Annotated in this window: 13 protein-coding genes and 4 pseudogenes; 6 read left to right on the top strand and 11 right to left on the bottom strand. The window is 34.8% G+C overall.

What is annotated here, in order from left to right; all coding sequences use genetic code 11:
* Positions 1–317: 317 nt before the first annotated feature.
* Positions 318–431: pseudogene (locus RBB48_RS26170) on the top strand (DUF2935 domain-containing protein); the annotation flags it as partial.
* A gap of 25 nt (positions 432–456) precedes the next feature.
* On the opposite strand, the gene RBB48_RS26165 reads toward RBB48_RS26170, so the two are convergent.
* The 4 genes from RBB48_RS26165 to RBB48_RS26150 all read right to left on the bottom strand — a co-directional run bounded on the left by RBB48_RS26165 (position 457) and on the right by RBB48_RS26150 (position 2,658).
* Entirely contained in the window at positions 457–894 is a 438-nt protein-coding gene (locus RBB48_RS26165; RefSeq protein WP_306008349.1) for a GNAT family N-acetyltransferase, read from the bottom strand.
* A 58-nt stretch (positions 895–952) separates the two neighbouring features.
* Positions 953–1,258, bottom strand: a complete 306-nt coding sequence (locus tag RBB48_RS26160) for a hypothetical protein (protein ID WP_306008348.1) — start codon at positions 1,256–1,258, stop codon at positions 953–955.
* 355 nt (positions 1,259–1,613) lie between these two features.
* Positions 1,614–1,739: a recombinase family protein gene (locus RBB48_RS26155; RefSeq protein ID WP_306008367.1), complete on the bottom strand. Its 126-nt coding sequence runs from the start codon at positions 1,737–1,739 to the stop codon at positions 1,614–1,616.
* 220 nt (positions 1,740–1,959) lie between these two features.
* Positions 1,960–2,658 carry a DUF1963 domain-containing protein gene (locus RBB48_RS26150; RefSeq protein WP_306008347.1) on the bottom strand — a complete coding sequence of 233 codons (699 nt, stop codon included), beginning with the start codon at positions 2,656–2,658 and terminating at the stop codon, positions 1,960–1,962.
* Between the two features lie 527 nt (positions 2,659–3,185).
* Here RBB48_RS26150 and RBB48_RS26145 point away from each other — a divergent pair.
* Together RBB48_RS26145 and RBB48_RS26140 are read left to right on the top strand one after the other, a co-directional pair.
* Entirely contained in the window at positions 3,186–4,571 is a 1,386-nt protein-coding gene (locus tag RBB48_RS26145) for an alpha/beta hydrolase (RefSeq protein ID WP_306008346.1), read from the top strand.
* Positions 4,572–5,071: 500 nt separating this feature from the next.
* Positions 5,072–6,016: a nucleoside hydrolase gene (locus tag RBB48_RS26140; RefSeq protein WP_098146232.1), complete on the top strand. Its 945-nt coding sequence runs from the start codon at positions 5,072–5,074 to the stop codon at positions 6,014–6,016.
* A 209-nt stretch (positions 6,017–6,225) separates the two neighbouring features.
* Here RBB48_RS26140 and RBB48_RS26135 read toward each other — a convergent pair whose 3' ends face one another.
* The 4 genes and pseudogenes from RBB48_RS26135 to RBB48_RS26120 all read right to left on the bottom strand — a co-directional run bounded on the left by RBB48_RS26135 (position 6,226) and on the right by RBB48_RS26120 (position 8,636).
* Positions 6,226–7,212 carry a choloylglycine hydrolase family protein gene (locus tag RBB48_RS26135; RefSeq protein ID WP_306008345.1) on the bottom strand — a complete coding sequence of 329 codons (987 nt, stop codon included), beginning with the start codon at positions 7,210–7,212 and terminating at the stop codon, positions 6,226–6,228.
* Positions 7,213–7,320: 108 nt separating this feature from the next.
* Positions 7,321–7,554, bottom strand: a pseudogene (locus RBB48_RS26130) (alpha/beta hydrolase); the annotation flags it as partial.
* A gap of 447 nt (positions 7,555–8,001) precedes the next feature.
* Positions 8,002–8,433 carry a hypothetical protein gene (locus tag RBB48_RS26125; protein ID WP_000724354.1) on the bottom strand — a complete coding sequence of 144 codons (432 nt, stop codon included), beginning with the start codon at positions 8,431–8,433 and terminating at the stop codon, positions 8,002–8,004.
* Positions 8,430–8,636, bottom strand: a complete 207-nt coding sequence (locus tag RBB48_RS26120; protein ID WP_000788736.1) for a helix-turn-helix transcriptional regulator — start codon at positions 8,634–8,636, stop codon at positions 8,430–8,432. Before RBB48_RS26120 ends, RBB48_RS26125 begins: the two co-directional genes overlap by 4 nt.
* Before the next feature lie 386 nt (positions 8,637–9,022).
* Here RBB48_RS26120 and RBB48_RS26115 point away from each other — a divergent pair, with 386 nt between their 5' ends.
* The 3 genes and pseudogenes from RBB48_RS26115 (at position 9,023) to RBB48_RS26105 (ending at position 11,018) form a co-directional block, all read left to right on the top strand.
* Positions 9,023–9,334, top strand: coding sequence for an HNH/ENDO VII family nuclease (locus RBB48_RS26115; RefSeq protein WP_306008344.1), 312 nt, complete (start codon positions 9,023–9,025; stop codon positions 9,332–9,334).
* A 144-nt stretch (positions 9,335–9,478) separates the two neighbouring features.
* A pseudogene (locus tag RBB48_RS26110) lies at positions 9,479–9,772 on the top strand (SMI1/KNR4 family protein); the annotation flags it as partial.
* Positions 9,773–10,313: 541 nt separating this feature from the next.
* Entirely contained in the window at positions 10,314–11,018 is a 705-nt protein-coding gene (locus tag RBB48_RS26105; protein WP_306008343.1) for an anthrax toxin lethal factor-related metalloendopeptidase, read from the top strand.
* 624 nt (positions 11,019–11,642) lie between these two features.
* Here the strand turns inward: RBB48_RS26105 and RBB48_RS26100 are convergent.
* From RBB48_RS26100 to RBB48_RS26090, 3 genes and pseudogenes are all read right to left on the bottom strand, one after another.
* Complete coding sequence (locus RBB48_RS26100; RefSeq protein WP_306008342.1) at positions 11,643–12,404, bottom strand: hypothetical protein; 762 nt, start codon at positions 12,402–12,404, stop codon at positions 11,643–11,645.
* A 501-nt stretch (positions 12,405–12,905) separates the two neighbouring features.
* Positions 12,906–14,981 carry a serine hydrolase domain-containing protein gene (locus tag RBB48_RS26095; RefSeq protein ID WP_306008341.1) on the bottom strand — a complete coding sequence of 692 codons (2,076 nt, stop codon included), beginning with the start codon at positions 14,979–14,981 and terminating at the stop codon, positions 12,906–12,908.
* 90 nt (positions 14,982–15,071) lie between these two features.
* Positions 15,072–15,610: pseudogene (locus tag RBB48_RS26090) on the bottom strand (serine hydrolase).
* Positions 15,611–16,880: the final 1,270 nt, after the last annotated feature.

The following is a 16,880-nucleotide window of genomic DNA, read 5'->3' as shown; positions in this document are numbered from 1 at the left end:
TTTAATACAAATCCCCTCAATATATTATATATGTTGGGGGGATTTGTATTATTTACATTCGTTCTTCGTTATATAGGGACCCACCACATCAATATCAGCTAGGGATAAATTAAGGAAAAATTCAGAAGAAAAGTAAGCCCGCTCCTTATCTATTTGTGTATAAGGCGTAGACTTACTTTGATTACTGATAATGATAAGGTAGGTTAATTTTACATGTATATGAGATTTATCATTATCATCATAAATTTTTATTGATGGTATTTATATATATTTACTCATAAGAATAGAACTAGCTTAGTATTTAGTGGGGATTAAGAATGAATAGGGATGAAACCTCATTACACCCTGATACGGGTGTTACGTCTGTAATGTTTGTTGAACGATCATTAAATGAAAATCGTTTTTGGTCTAGAATCATGAAGGAGCATTCTAAGAAAAAACACCTATAAATAAAATTTAATTAATTGGTATATACTTCTTGAAACCCTTACTTATGGTTCCATTGTATCCATTTTTAGTGAAGAATTTATGTGCTTTTATTCTAGTTGCACTACTTAATAAGATAATTCTTGTGGATCCCCTTGCAATTGATATCTCTTCTACATGATTCAATAACTTTTCCCCTATCCCATTACCTCGAAAATCTTCATTTACAATCACATACTCTAAAACCGTATACGGTCTAAATTGATATCCAGGATCAAGGCAAAACGTCATAAATATACTTCCTTTGATGTTACCACTTTCCTCATAGACAAACAAAAAATTATTAGAATCATTCCTTATCTGCTCAATTCTTTCTGGTAAAACCTTAATATTTTTGCTATGTGGTGCTAATTTTTTATATAGATTTTCAATTACATTGCTGTCCTTTGGTTGAGCTTCACGAATCATATAACTACCTACCTTTTGCATTTAATATATCCATGGTAAAGACTGAGATCGATTATGGCTATAACTCTATATAGGCCTTTTTCCCACCCGGAATCTTAAATTTTTTTACATCATATTCTTTAATTATATATACCTTTATCGCTTCAAAATCTTTATCCAAAGTAAGAATTGGATTTTTCAAGAAATATATTACTTCTTCCCCATCATACATTCGGGCTTTTATTGTTTCTTTGTCGGAGTGAAACGATAAATTGACTCCTTTGTAAAAATATTCGTAGTATCCCTCTTCGTCCTGCTTACTCTTATCTTCAAAAGGAACACATTCAATATGATATATATTCCCATTTGCATTTATTGATTTCATACACCATCCCCCACTTCCAATGATATCCATAAAAATCAGTATCCATATTTAGCAAAGTAATTTTTGAAATTATGACATTTTCCAATGTTCTATGAATTTTATTTGCTATTAAATTCATAGACACATTATTTATTCATTTTCAAAGTTCTCTTATTAATTTCAGGATAAAACGCTGAACGACTCACTTGGTAATATTGCAAATTTGATTTATTGTACGTTTATCTTCTTTATATAAATGGATAGCATGTTCCATCCCTTCATGCTTCTTCCCGCACTTACGAGGACGACCCAGCTGTCCCCCTTTTTTAACAATGCCTAATCCGACTCTTTGCTTTTCTTTCAATAACTCTCGTTCCTACTCAGCAACACCTTCAATAATATGAAAGAGCATTTTTCCAGTTGCTATTCTTGTATCAAAATTATAATCCAGATTAACTATATGAACATTTCGCTTTGCCAAGTTTTCAACGAGTTCTAACATGTGTTTTAAATTTTTGGCTAATCGATTCATCCGAGCTTCAACAACTATATCTCCTTCTTTGGGTCCACCACATACCTATCAGGCTAAGAAAATATAACTACTCCCAGAACTAGATTTTGTCCTAATATGTAATAAAAATTTCTTTTTTCATCTGGAGATGTCAATTTTCTCGTTTTGGGGTATTTGCTTTTCTTAGGTTGATGGGCATGTGGCGGGACCCCTATAAGAAATCACAATGTGCGATCCAATCATTTGTTTTACTATTTTTAGCAAAATAAATTCCGCCACCATGAATAATCTTTAAATGTGCTTTTGGATCTTCTGTTATTTGAAAAACAAATTCATAATCCGCGGACCATTGGATACCTGATTGGGCAAAACAAGCATAGCCACCTAATTTATGTATGTAATGATTTTCTTCAAAAATATCCTCGTAGTAGTCAATCTCATTTGTGTTTTCAAGTTCTAAAATTCTATCTTGCATATTGTTTGGAAAATCTTCTGTATCCCATTGTGGAAACTCATTAGTTACTAATTTAGGTATTAAGGGAAAAGATTTTAGATTAGGAAACGTAATTGACATTTCATTCGGTACAAGTTCCTCTAAAGAATCATATTCTCTAATACAAAAATTTCCTGATAAGTTTGATAAATCTTTAGTGAAGTTTGGAGAAAGAAATACTGCGATGGCTTTCATATCTTTTACTGCTTCTGGAACAAAAGGTATTTGAGTTAAATTAAGCATCATGATCGCATACATTTTTTCTTCATAGCGGTCGATTGGGTAAGTTTCATTTGGTAATGAATAGGGGATCTTTCCAATCCAACTTTCATTTATAGAAAACTCGGGTCTTTTTCCTCCTGTTTGAAAAATAGTTGCACTTTTTCTTAGGATATTCTTTATTTGATCTATTTCCAAAGTTTTTCTCCCCCTAAATTTATATTTTTTTCTTTATTTCAATGAATAATTATATTGTATCAATAATGGGTGTGTGTTGTTATAACAATTCTTTTGAAGGGTGCTGTTAGCAGTAACTTCACGTATCTTTTTTTGTTTTACTGTCAATTTAAAACGATTTTGTACTATACAGCAATAAAACCGAATTCACTTTTATTTAATCAAGAGATTTCGGTTTATTATTGGGGGAGCACCTCATATCTATCAACCTAAGATTTTAAAATATCCTCTAATTAAGGAATTTGTAAGTATCAAGTAAGAAAAACGAGAGCTTTGTTCCCTATAATTAAAATATAAAATGAAGGAAGAAAGATCATTTCTGAAGTTTATATGCATGTGAAAAAAAGTGGAAATCTACGGTTTTTTAGAGTAAAAATATCAGTGTGTCCAAGTTTTGGAGATTATTACTTGCAAATATTTTGAAGTTTTTGCACCAGAATCCTAATTACCATACCTGTTTTTTACCATCACATATTGGAGGTTAAAACATGAATAAGAAAAAGAAAATACAAAGAACGGCACTTACCTTTACCCTACTCTTTTCTTTAGGCGTTTCATCTTTCTCGCTTACAACAACTATTAACGCAGATACACGCGAGGAACAATCCGCTGAAAAGAAACTAGTCTCTTTAACGGAGCGTACATCATTATTTTTTGAATATCTCCAGCAAGGTAAGTATGCAGAGGCACTCCAGTTGACGTCTGCTGCTTTTCAATCCAAATTTACAGCAACCACATTACAAAACTGGTGGACACAAAGTGGCTGGAGTGGGTTAAAAAGCATGGGAACCCCCGTGATAAAAGAACGAAACTTGGTCCATCAGACGGTGGAAATTCCAGGAACTATCGAAGGAACTACTATCTCGCTACTCCTTAAATTCACACCTGGTGGGAAAGTAGATGAAGTTGGAGAAAGGCCGCCCCAGGAATCTTACATTCCGCATCCTAGATATGACCAACCTGCTTCCTATCAAGAACGTGAAATTGTCATTGGAAATTCTACTTATCCATTACCAGCCACATTAACAGTTCCGAAACATAAGCCTGGTGAAAAGGTACCCGTTGTTGTTCTTGTTCATGGTGCTGGCATCCATGATCGCGATGCTACCTATTTGGGAACAAAAATCTTACGAGACCTTGCGGTGGGTCTTTCATCCAACGGAATTGCAGTGTTACGCTATGAAAAACGTACCTTAGAACATGCATTAAAGATGAGTGCAGAACCTGTTACGTTGGACCGTGATACTACAGACGATGCCATATATGCAGCAAAGTCAGCAGCGCAGCAGGAAGGCATTGATCCAAATAATATTTTCATTCTCGGACATAGCCAAGGAGCTGGCACAATGCCGCGAATACTGAGCAAAGCGCCTTCCTCACTTGTTCGAGGAAGTATCTTACTCGCACCACCTGCACGCCCTTTGACTGACACTGCCATTGATGTGAGTCAATACCTTGGGGCGCCAAAGGAAGTAATCGATGAACTAAAAAAACAGTTCGCTTTTATCCTGGATCCTACTTTCGATCCTGACCATCCGCCAGCTGGCTACAATTTTCCGTTTCCGTCTCCTCATTTTATGTATGATGTTACTAGGTGGCGTCCAGTTGAGGAGGCAAAATCACGAAAAGAGCCTTTGCTGATTCTGCAAGGGGCACGCGATTATCAAGTAACAGTAAAAGAAGATTATACAAAATGGCAGGAAGGACTTTCAAACCGCGGGAATGTTCAGTTCAAAGAATATCCGAAATTGAATCATTTCTTCACGGAGGGTGACGGGGAATTGAGTCTTCCAAGTGAGTACGAAATCCCTGCAAATGTTCCCGAGTACGTCATCCAGGACATTATTACATGGGTCAATGAGACAAAAAAATAAGAAAACATCAAAAGCCTTCATGGAATCATCATTGCGTGAAGGCTTTTTTGAAACTAGTGATTCAGACATATCTATTATTTTCAACATCATTTAATATAATATTTGCCCCAAAACGATATTTTTAGGCTTTCTTGTAACGAAAAAGCTTATTTATCGTTTTTTGGGGAACCTGTTTTCTTAGGTTGATGGCAATGTGGTGCTACCCCATATAGCAAAAATACGTTTTCCTTACCTATAATTCTACAGAAAGAATAATGTAATTTATTCATTTTGAGGACCACATAATGAGTATAGGATATCAGAAAAAACTTGTTAAGGTTAGTAATTCCATACTATTTCATTTCATACAAAAGGAATTTGCTCATTATTGACGAAAGTGTATGTTAACTTGATGAGTTCATTCATATACCGTATTACAAAAAAACATGAGAACAATCTTATCCTACGATACATAATTATAATCCGTTTTGAAAACTAGTAAAATTAAGGAGCAATTTTGTATGGGGAGAAAAGTACTGTTTTTTGGGGATTTCGGAATTGACGATACGATAGCTATCATATATGCTCATTTGACAGATAAAATTGATGTTATAGGAATTGTTGCAGACTATGGGAACGTACCTAAAGCTGAAGTTGTTAGAAATGTTCGCTTTTTACTTAAAAGTGTAGGTAAAGAATATGTAAAAGTTTTTGGTGGGGCGGAGCATTCCATGTCTTCAGAAGCTGAAACTTTTTATCCAGAAGTTCACGGTAAATTTGGGATAGGGCCCATTTATCCAGGACTAGAGATACAGACATTTGAGAATTTTTTTGAGGTTCTCACACTTATTAAGCAGCATAAAAATGAACTTATTATCGTGAATACCGGACGGCTCACTTCACTTGCAACTCTATTTCTCCTTTATGGTGATGTGATGGAATATGTACATTCTTATTATATTATGGGAGGAGCTTTTCTATATCCAGGAAATGTTACTCCCATTGCTGAAGCTAACTTTTATGGCGATCCGGGATCAGCCAATATTGTAATGAGATACGCAAAGAATCTATCAATTTATCCTTTGAATGTTACACAATCGGCTATTGTAACACCGGAAATGGTCAATTATATCCACTCTAAAGGGAAAACAAAATTTTTAAAGCCTCTTTTAGACTATTACTATTATCAATTTTATCAAAAAAAAGTTCCTGGAATACAAGGTAGCCCGGTTCATGATGCACTTACTTTAATTGCGATTAATCGTGATGATATTTTTACCTACCATCAATCAGCAGTCACAGTTAATGTACTTGATACTGTAAGAGGACAAAGTATAGGAGATTTTAGATCTACCTTTGAACCAGAAACATTCGGTAATCGTCCAAAACACAGGATTGCAATACAAATGAATTATGAACAGTTTTTTAAGGAGTTTATGACTGTAATGACTGGCGAACTATTTTAGGTAAAACCCTTATATATAAGGATATGTTTTGCTATCAAGATAAGATTTTAAAGTACCCTCTAAATGGAAATTTTATGTTTTTATATGAAATTTATTTTAATCGTTTTGGGGGTGACTTATTTTCTTAGGTTGAGGGTAACGGGGTATCGTCTATTATAAAAAAGCAAACTTAATTAAGTTTGCTTTTTTAAATGTTCTTCTAAATCTAATTAGTTTTCATAAAATATCTTCTGCTTCCTGTGGAACGGATATGTTTTTATTTCTTCTGTATCTAAATTTTCATGAAATAAATGAATAGCTATAATTTGTCTACAATCATAGGTATGGTAATAATATGTACCGGATTCCATACACATTGCACTTGTATAGATGGTATTGTCTAATGTACCTTCGTCCGTTATCACTCCACCTTTTGGAACCTCGCAAGTTGATAAGATATGAAATATGGCCGATACCCCCTCTTCTTCGTTATCTATACCTTGAATATTTTGTTTCCAAAATGCTGCCCGCACAAACCTTGATGGTGGGGTGAAATCCCCAGGTAGTCCCATCGAACCTGATCCTTGTCCAAAAGCACTTAACGGCAAATCACTCCATTGTGTTGGTGCATATGGATGCGATTTAAGACCAATAAATTGTCTTAAATTTTGTAAATGCCAGTTAAACTCAGGACTATTGGTCATTACCCCAAGAGGATTATCATATATTTTTAGTCCTTCAGTTGTCGGCTCTAGCACAATACAATCTCCCCATTTATCCGCTAAAATCCAATGTAGCGGTGGAGCAACTCCTAAAACAGGTAATGGTACATCCAAAAAAGAAATACTATCTACAGATTTCTTTAACTCTTCGACAGAATTGAATTGTGTGAGACTCCATGCCACAAAATCAAATGGAGCCAGATTCGTTTTATTATCATCTATACTGTTACTATAAGTAGCGAATCCTGGAAAATAGAGTGTTGCACATGTCATACCTGATTCATTTACTCCGTCCGCCAGTATTATCCTTCCTTGATGGTTAATCCCCATCCCGACAACAGCTTGTTTCGCCTCGATGGTTTCACCAGTTATATTGTTCCATTGATAACTTCGAGGAACTATTATTACTTCTTGATTGAAATCTAATGTAAAATCCATCGTTCTTGCAAAAAGATGCTGACCGCTTTTTGTCTGTAATGTCAAACTAGTACACATAAAGAACACCCCTTTATTTAGTTTATTTGAACAAAAACATATTTAATTTCCATCCTTAAGTTGATAAGCATGTATCGTGACCTCTATTAAAAAATATGGTTTCTAATTTTATTTCAATCTTCCTTGCACCCAAGCAGCAATATCATTTATAACATACTCAGGGATTTTAGCAGGACTATACTATTCATCCGGTTTACTTAATTCCCCATCTCCTTCTGTAAAGAAGTGATTTAACTTTGGATATAGTCGATAATCAACGTGACCTCGTTCTTTTAATTGTTCTTTCCATAGAGGAATTTCGATTTTTGATTGAACTTGATAATCTCTTTCTCCCTTCAAAATTTGAATTTTTTAATACAATATGCCAAATACTATAAGGAAAATAAAAATTATCAAAGAGATCACTAATCTCCTTTACGATTCCCCCTAACAAATTAAAAAACTATTATAAACAAACTTCAATAAAAGATGCCTTCTCCCTCTTTTTTTATGACTGGATTTTTTGAGTGGTTGGGTGTTATCTAAAATAGAATTATTTATTGTATATGCTTCTTGCTGATTAAACATAAACTGCTAGTGAATAGAAATTTATGTTTTCTGGGAATTTTCAGAAGGGTTGTATAAATATAAGAAGTCATAATTGTAATTACGAGTCTATCATTCAAACATGTTGTTACTGTACTGTTTTCGATTTCACTAGTCGAGTTGCAACAAATTTCACAAAAAACAAACCACTTAGACAAGTGTCCAAGTGGTTTGGTAGTACGAGTAAAAGTATATAAATATGTATTATTCCTCTTCTAAATCAGCAAGTTGTTTCATTCGTAACTTATAAACATACAATATTGGAATGAGTCCGCAAATAAATAAGATAATGCCTAACAGTAGCCCATCTCTTGTACTAGATTCTGGGCTGATCGATGTAAGGTAAGATGTGCCAAGTACAATCACTACCAATACGAGTAAACTTGTAAGGAGTGATTTTTTAGGATTCTTTTTCGTATGTTCTTGCTGCACATTGATGCTCATGGATAAATAACCTGACACGACCGAAGTGATAATAAATAGCATCCATAGCGGATTATCACGCATATGTTCAAAACCGCCATGTATCAAATCATATCCAAGAATGCAGAGTATACCCATAGTTTGTACAAAGAATAGAATACGGATATTTTGTAGATTCCTTAGTACAAGTCTTTCATCTGTAATTTTCTTCATTCATAATCCTCCTGTTCTATCCAAAAGATTTCGTCTAATGTTGCATCTGTCGCATAACAAATTTGTAAACATAACTTTAATGAAGGATTGTACTTCCCTTTTTCAATAAGGCTAACAGTTTGTCTGGTAATCCCAACTGCCTCAGCTAATTGCTGCTGGGTCATATCTGCTTTTACTCGAGCAAGCTTCACGTGATTTTTCATATGCAACCTCCTATATAAATGTAACTTATATATTACTTAATGTAAAGTATATATTCCTCTAATCTCGTACCAATTTGTACTTTGTACATATATTTCTCTAGTAGAAAAGAAAAACAAGTGTCCACAACGAGACACTTGTTCTTTTTTAAGTAATGAAGAATCCGCTCCTTCTTCGTTTGTTTTTCGTGTAAACTTACTCGCTTGTATTTCTATTAAAAATACAGGCATTATGCAATGTAAATTTACATTTGGGAAGGCAAGAACTGCTACGTGTGAAATAACTTTATTTTTATCAGTTGAGATATACTCCTCATAGCCATGTCTCGTTACAGTCTCTTTTCCATCTATTCCTTTATAACGAAAATTTAGATAGACGTGTATATCAGATGAAAGATATTGATTGGAATTATGTATCATCAAACCCGCAAGCGAAAGGTTTATCAAATTTAGAACTAGCAAAAAAAGAGAGGAATCCTTTTTACAAGGATGATACACAAATTCAACTGCACCATACGACTCAGCGAGAACCAGGAAGCATGGTTGAATTATCGGCTAGTAAACATCGGAAATACTCAAAGCAGCTTCATGGTACAATTGAGGATGGAGATAGTTTTAGAAATGATCCAGTTTTAACAGCTCAGTATGAGAGATTTCGTGAGTATTACTGGAAACAAAGAGCACAAGATTATCAAAAATAAAAGAAGGAATGGATTGCTAACATTTTTTCCGAACGGGAGGAAAAAGGAAATTTTTTTGGAGGAGTTGAAGATGAATTTATTAACCAACTTGAAAAAAGATTAGATTGTAAATTTCCAGATAGCTATCGCTGATTTTTAAAGCATTACGGTGGCGGATGTATACTCGGAATAGATTTAACATGTGCAGGTTACATAGATAATTCACCACTACTTTCAGAAACTGGAGTGCATCGTAAAATGGGACTTCCTAACAGTTATGTTGTGATATGGGATGTAGGTGAATACGTATATTGCCTAGATACATCAAGTCTTGTAAATAGTGAATGCCCAGTGGTAACGTGGGATTTTGTAAGTAAGAAGACAGTACTCGAAGCTAAAGATTTCTATGAGTTCTTATCTAGAAAATTGAAAAGTGCAATTGAAGATTATGAGGATTAATAGGTCATAGCTATTAAAAAAATTATCATAGCATTAAAGATATTGAATATCAAAGTATAAAGTACATTTTTAAAATGAAATAAAATACAAATTACCAAAAAGAGATTGGAGTAGAAAATTTTTTCTACTCCTTTTATATTTTAATAAGATTCAAGGCTTTTCTTCATTACCCAACTTACTAGAGTGGATTCCCTTAAAGATTATTGACCAAATTAATATGAGCGGATTTAAATTATCTGGATATGTTTTCTACCTACAACACTGTATAATTCTTACCCATCTAGAAAATCGAATTTTTCTTTATGAAGTTTTGCCTAGCGTACGAAATTCGTGTTTTTGATACTACCCCATCGCTATCAATCTAAGAAAATACAACTCTCCCAGAACGAGATTTTGTCCTAACTTGTAATAAAAAAGCTCTTTTTTCGTTTTGGGGTGGATTTGTTTTCTTAAGTTGATGGGCATGTGTCGTACCCTATAAAGGGAAAAAGAATTAATTGTCAAATATTTAACTATAAAATACTAAATTTAGGAGGAGCTTATGAAAAGGAACTTATTGAAAAAAGTATTTTCCGCGTTATTATTGACCACAGTTTTAACATTCTCATTTTCTACTGCTGCATTTGGAGAATCCGGAACTACCCAATCACTTAAAATGAACAATGTTCTTGAAAGGATTGTGACGGTTGAAACAAAGGGTGAATTTGATCGTGAAGAGACCCATAATATGGTTGATCGTCTCTGGAGCATCCCAACTAATATATTGATCACCATGCATAAACAGGGAGTTCAGGTTAAACTGATTAATTTCCCTCTTACTGATTTGCCGGAGTATGAATATTTAAGGGGAACCGTTCCTAGGGGATGGGAACATACTCCATATACGTGGGATGATGTGCCAGGTGCAGGTGGGCAGACGGTTGTTGCTCGAATCGGTTACAGCTATAAAAAGATGCATAGTTCTGTAAGCCTTGAGCTGCATGAAACGGCCCATTCCATTGATCGTTATGTATTTGACAATATTAGTTATTCAAATAAGTTTACTGAAATTCACGCTTTGGAGCATGATGATTTTAATGACAATCCATATTTCGATTACAAGGAAGAATATTTCGCCGAAGCCTTTTCCTATTTTTATGCTGGTCCAGACACGAAGGCTGAGTTAGAAGAAAAAGCTCCATTAACTTATAAATTTATTAATGAGTTGCAGCGGAATATCCCATCGGAAAAGCATTCAAATAAGTAGAATTATAGAATTTTTCCATAATCATGGGATTCCCAAGTTATAGAAACGGAATTCAAAAAGGGGTACGGCAAGAATTCCTTCTTTTTTGAGCTACTTAAAGAAAAGCCTTTATATTCATTTAACGCTTGCTAGGTGTCAATATTGGTACGAAAAAAGCTGTGATCACTGATTTTCACTTGATAAAATAATTTATTTATGCCATTATTTATTATAATTTTAAGGTATATAATAGGATTCTCCTAGCCAGGGGAATCCTATTTTTTTGTTCTAAAAGGGGAAACGTTCCATCGCTATCAAGCTAAGAAATACAAATACCCACAAAATGTAAAAAATGGGCTCAATTCTTATGGACACCTATGAAAAGATGAAATTTTTCACTTTGGGGGCACTTCAAAATGTTAGCTTGATGAGCATGTGGTGCTCCCCCTAAAATGATAAATAATTAAAGTTAATTTCACCATTGTTAATATTTTTGTTATGATCAATGTATAATAAAATTATAACTCATGTAATAGATTAAGCGGTATACTTAACCAACGGCCGCTTAGCTAATGAGTTATACCCCTTAGAAAAGGTACCTTGCAGCAGGGGTGCCTTTTCTTTTATTTTTAGTGGTAAATTATTTTAAATTGAAGCTATATAGTTAAAAAGTATAATGATTAAATTGTAATTGAAGTGAAGTATGTATCCCATATGAATATTTTTAAATATTAGAAAGAAAATCATTTGAGCGATAGCTGGTATTCCAATGATAGTTAAACATTGTACCCAATTATAGTTATACGTAGAGAGATGGAGTAATCCAAATGAGCTTCCAGGCAATATTAAAGAGGCTGTAATAGAAGCTATGGGGCTTATTTTGAAGGAGCGTATGATCTTATGCCAAAAGAACAATATAGATACAAACATAATGTTTTCTCCGATTAATTGAATTACAATCCCAGGCGTTTTGTGAAGCATATTAGTAATCCCTTCATTTCCAATAGGATTAGATGTTCCTTTGAATGTTGTAAAAGATATTAGTACGGCTAAAAATAACAACATAATAGCATAAATAATGAAAGCACAGAAAAAAGAAATTTTTAGCTGCTGGAAAGTGATTTTTTTAGAAAACAAGGATCGTTGATCTCTCATTATAAATAGGAAAACTAGTGAAATAGGAAAAGAAAAATAAACGGATTTAATTATGTATTGCATTAGTAGATCTAATTCATTTATATAATTAAGCGTAAATGAAGGGAAAGGTATGTAAACTGTAATAATACAAAATATGACAAGTATTAGAAACTGCAGATACGTTTTAGTTTGCACTAAGCAATCTAAATATATGTTGGCAGCACTTAATGCGTCTAAGGTCTGCTTAAACTCTTTAAAAACTGCGTTCATAACACTCCTCCATTTGTATAAAAATAAATATTTTTAATCCACCATCTTATGTGCCATTCTTCCCTAATTGTATTAAATCCAATCTTATCTCTACACACATTATAAAATTTCACGTATCTCATTTATTAATTATATTTAAAATATAGTCACCAAGGGGATTTCTATGTCAAAAGAAAAAGCATCCCTCTGGATGCCTCACTTATCCTATTTATTAATTAAATACAGTTTTATCATGATGATATAGGGGTAGCACCACATCACTATCGAGCTAAGGCTTTATCCTGCCCCCTAAACAATAATTTTTTACATTTTTACTCTAGGCATGTCAATTTTACTATTTTGAGGGTATTTAATTTTACTAGCTTGATGAGCATGTGGTGCTATCCCATTGCTATTAAGTTAAGAATTTAAGTGTGATATCATTTAAGGGAATACTTAAGATACAAATAAAATATCTTTTCCAAGTCATACTGTTTTATTAAAGTCTACCCCGAGTTGTAGCTAGTTCAATGCGACTGTAAATTCTGCGTTCGGTGCGCCAGCAAATACAACCGTTCCGTTCTCTGGTAGTTTCACTTTGTTATTGTCACTAACAACGGTAAAATTGACGCATACTCCATTTTCATCATACACCGCGAATGAACTTCCTGATGGCAACTCCACAGTCATTGTTTTCCCTGCTGCCGTTTGCGGAATCGTAAACCATTTGGCATGCCCATTTTCTTGCAGTGCAACTTTCGATAATTGACCTGCATCAAGGGATTTCACGTTAGATTCACTGACGTATAAAAAGCTGGCCATCTCCATATATTCATCACCATTCTCTGTATAGAAATGAGCTTCCTTCGTATCCCGCCCATTCATCACGGGAATCTGAATTTGATGCATTGCCGAATTTGGACCCGTAATTTTCTTGCCGTCCCAATACCCATCCTTGATCGTAATTTTTGTGTTAAGAGGCATTAGTTGTCCTAGATAGTTCATAGAATTAAATTTTTCGTTAACGAGGTAGAACTTGCCACCCTCACGCTTCACCCATGCAGCAGCCGTTTTCTTCGGTAACACATTGTTTTCTAATTTTTGGGCTAAATATTGAGTCAGCACATTTTGCCCCAATCCCGGCGATAATTCATATGTGCTCTCTCTTAAATAAACTTTTCCATTCTTCTCAGTAACGAAGTTAAGCTTGGAGGTACCCTTCTCATTTATAAAGCTTCCATCCGCCGTATATACATATTTTTCTTCCGGCTTAGTTGGTAAAAACAGTTCTCCCTTCTTCGTAATTTCTATTTTAAAATGGCTGCGGCTATTTCCATAAAAACCCGCTTTTTTTACCACGTCTTGAGGTACTTTAGCCTTGACTGGTTTGCCGAAGGATTTATCTGGTTTTATATCCTTAATTGTCCCCTTCTCTTTAAGCCTAGCTAGCAGTAATTTGTTTGCCAACAGTTGATTTGTAATGCTGGAGCCGCCGGAGGACAATACAGCTGCTGCCATCTTCTGTTCTGGAAGCACGACCAATGTAGCATGTTGCAGTATCGTATCCCCACCCTTAGTCAACGCTTTTATCCCATATTCACTGAATGGGTATAGTTTCACACTATCCCAGCCAAGACCATAGTTGAACACACTTCCGCTATCTCCCGGCCACATTCCTTTTTTATATTCTTCTTGTTCCATCGCCTTGACTGCTTTATTAGAGAGAATTTCTTTTCCCTGTCCCATAAATATTTGTGAGAATCGCACCACATCTTCTGCAGTAGAAGAGACTCCTCCCGTACCAATCACATTCACCATTTCTCTTGGAAGCTGTCCCTGGTATGTCGGAGAATACAGCCCCGCCCGCTTTTCGTCTTCCCATTTGTCTTGCGATGTTATCGTATGATTCAATTCTAATGGCTCTGTAAACTTTTGATGTAGAAATTCAGTAAAACTCATACCACTGACTCTTTCTACCAAGATCTCAGCCATTGTAAAACCGTCATTACAGTATACTGAGAACGCGCCAGGGTCTGCCTTCAAGTTTTGGTTGGACAATTGTTGCAACAAGATATCATGGGCATAAGCATCATTATCTTTAAATAAAAATGCATTATTGAACGTGGAACCTTGCAAACCCGAGGAGTGATTCAACAGCATACGCGCTGTAATACGCTTATATCGTTTATCTTTCATTTTGAAATCAGGAATATAGCGGGCAACAGGAGCATCCAAATCAACCTTTCCTTCGTCTACTAGTTTCATAACAGCCGCAGCCGTATATACTTTACTGGTTGAACCTATTCCGTATAGAGTATCTTTGGTTAGTGGTTCTTTCCCTTCTATGTCGTTCTTACCTGTCTGCCCCGACAAAATAAGTTTACCATTATCAATCAGCGCATACTGTACGCTAGTCGTCTCATAGGACTTCGTGAGCAGTGCGGCGTCCTCTGCAGCAATCTTCTCCAATTCTTTGCTAGCAACTTCTTGGCTAGCTACAACCGAAGTCTTACTGCTAGAAGACGCTATCGCTCCTGTTGGTAGGCTCATCGTTAGAGCCAAGGTAGCTGCTAACACCCCAGATAATTTATTTTCCATAAGAAAAATGCCTCCTTAGATAAATGATCAATTTCATCTTTTATTTGTTCAATTACAAACATCACATAAACTACTATTCCGCCTTTATCCCTATTGTCTAAATTCAACAAGTAGAATACTTTTAAAAAGACCAGGATTCTCGGCTCTACCCATACTGTTCAAATTGACGGTCAACATATGCCTACCTCCATGTGTCCCTCCAGCAAAAGTATCAAATCCTGGGATACACCTGTATGTCCCCATATCGGGACACAGTTAGGAAGTATAGTTTCATAGATTCCTAGAACATATCCATTGATTCCTCCCTTTCCTGTAGGAACTGTAGTGAGTATTTTTTTAGTTGCTGTTCTTTCTGTAATTTGCCACTAAGCAAATAAGAAAATAATTTGTTTAAGTCGTTACACTTCATATACGAAAGCAAAAATCTGTTTTCATGGGTTTCTTAGTTCTTATATCCGCTATACCAGCTGCATACCCCATATTTTTCTACCCTCGGAAGTTTTAGCAAGTATCCCTGGATATCCAAGTTGCAATGTATCTCGCATTGCTTGTTCGACAGAGGTACGATCTCGTTGAGTACTTATTTGTAATGAACTAAGTATATTTTGAGTGGAACCTGTTTTTATCATTGCGGTTGGTGTTAGGTATAATAAGGAGTTCCGGCAATGAAAAGTGCTAAATCTGCAAATGGGAGTTAATTATATATTTTGATAAGACACTCTTCCCCTCTATTCATATAGTATCGGCGGTTGTATATTATTTCTTACTAATTACACAGAAATCATCTTCATATTGATTATTTTTACAAGCACCATTCTGTCGCAACAAACGGTAAAACCTCTCCTTTTCACATGTATGTTAGTACCATAAATGATTTTTTATTTAGAATGCACTTATTACTAGTTTGGTTTTCGTATAAATAAATCCTATTTATCCCCCCTCTTTTGTGCTTCTCTATATTTGTATCCTACATAATAAAAATTTCTTTTTTCTTATGCATTTCTTACAATTTCCTTACGTTCAAATCACGTCTATAATTAGGTAGGTTTTATTTTAAAATCTCTAGGATAATAAATTCTTATATAATCCCACGATTTCATAGAAGATGGATTAATAACCCTGCGCCAAATCATCATGCACATCTCTGATATATCCTTGGATTCCCCCTTCAACCTTTACCACAGTTCCAACCGATATCAACACTTCTTCACGTTCTTATAAATAGCAATAACTAATCAACTCCTTATCAGAAATACCTTAATATAGAAAAAGAGAGATAAGGTTAAAATACCTTTATCTCTCCTTTTTTCTCACATATTATGCGAAGTTTTGGGTTAATCTCTTTTCTTAGCTTGATGGCAATGTGGTGCAAAAACACCTCCATTGAATTTGCATACTTAGTATGCGAATTCAGGAGGTGTTTTTTTCATGTACCACTATTCGGGTTCGCTTCCTTATAAGTGGTGTTTATTTTTAGCAAAGGAAGTACTTTAGACATCATCATATCCAACAAAAGTACACAAAAAATAATATGTAACTAATAATTAATAGAAAAGATATCCTAAGGTACCTTCTTCATCGATCCCTATTGAATAATATGGCATGGATTTTGTTATCTGATACAGCTCCTGGTACGTTCCTGTTAATCAATCCGTAAAAAAAGCACCCCTCTGGATGCTTTAATTGTTCAGTTACTTTTCAAAATAGCTTAATGGTTAAGTGACAGTACCCCTTATTACATACGGGCTTTTTCTCTATATTCTAACCTTTTCTACCGCTTTTATTTGGCGATACTCTGGTTCCCAGATTGCTTCTTTCACTGCAATCTTAATATCGTTATCACTTAAGTTCTCTCTAGCAACACCTTCTGCAACGGCAACTTTCGCTACTTCAATTGCA

The sequence above is a fragment of the Bacillus sp. MMSF_3353 genome, from assembly GCF_030733445.1.
In the GTDB taxonomy this organism is placed as follows: domain Bacteria; phylum Bacillota; class Bacilli; order Bacillales; family Bacillaceae_G; genus Bacillus_A; species Bacillus_A wiedmannii.
Note: the sequence above shows the minus strand (reverse complement) of the source record. Positions and strands in the feature narration are given on the sequence as shown.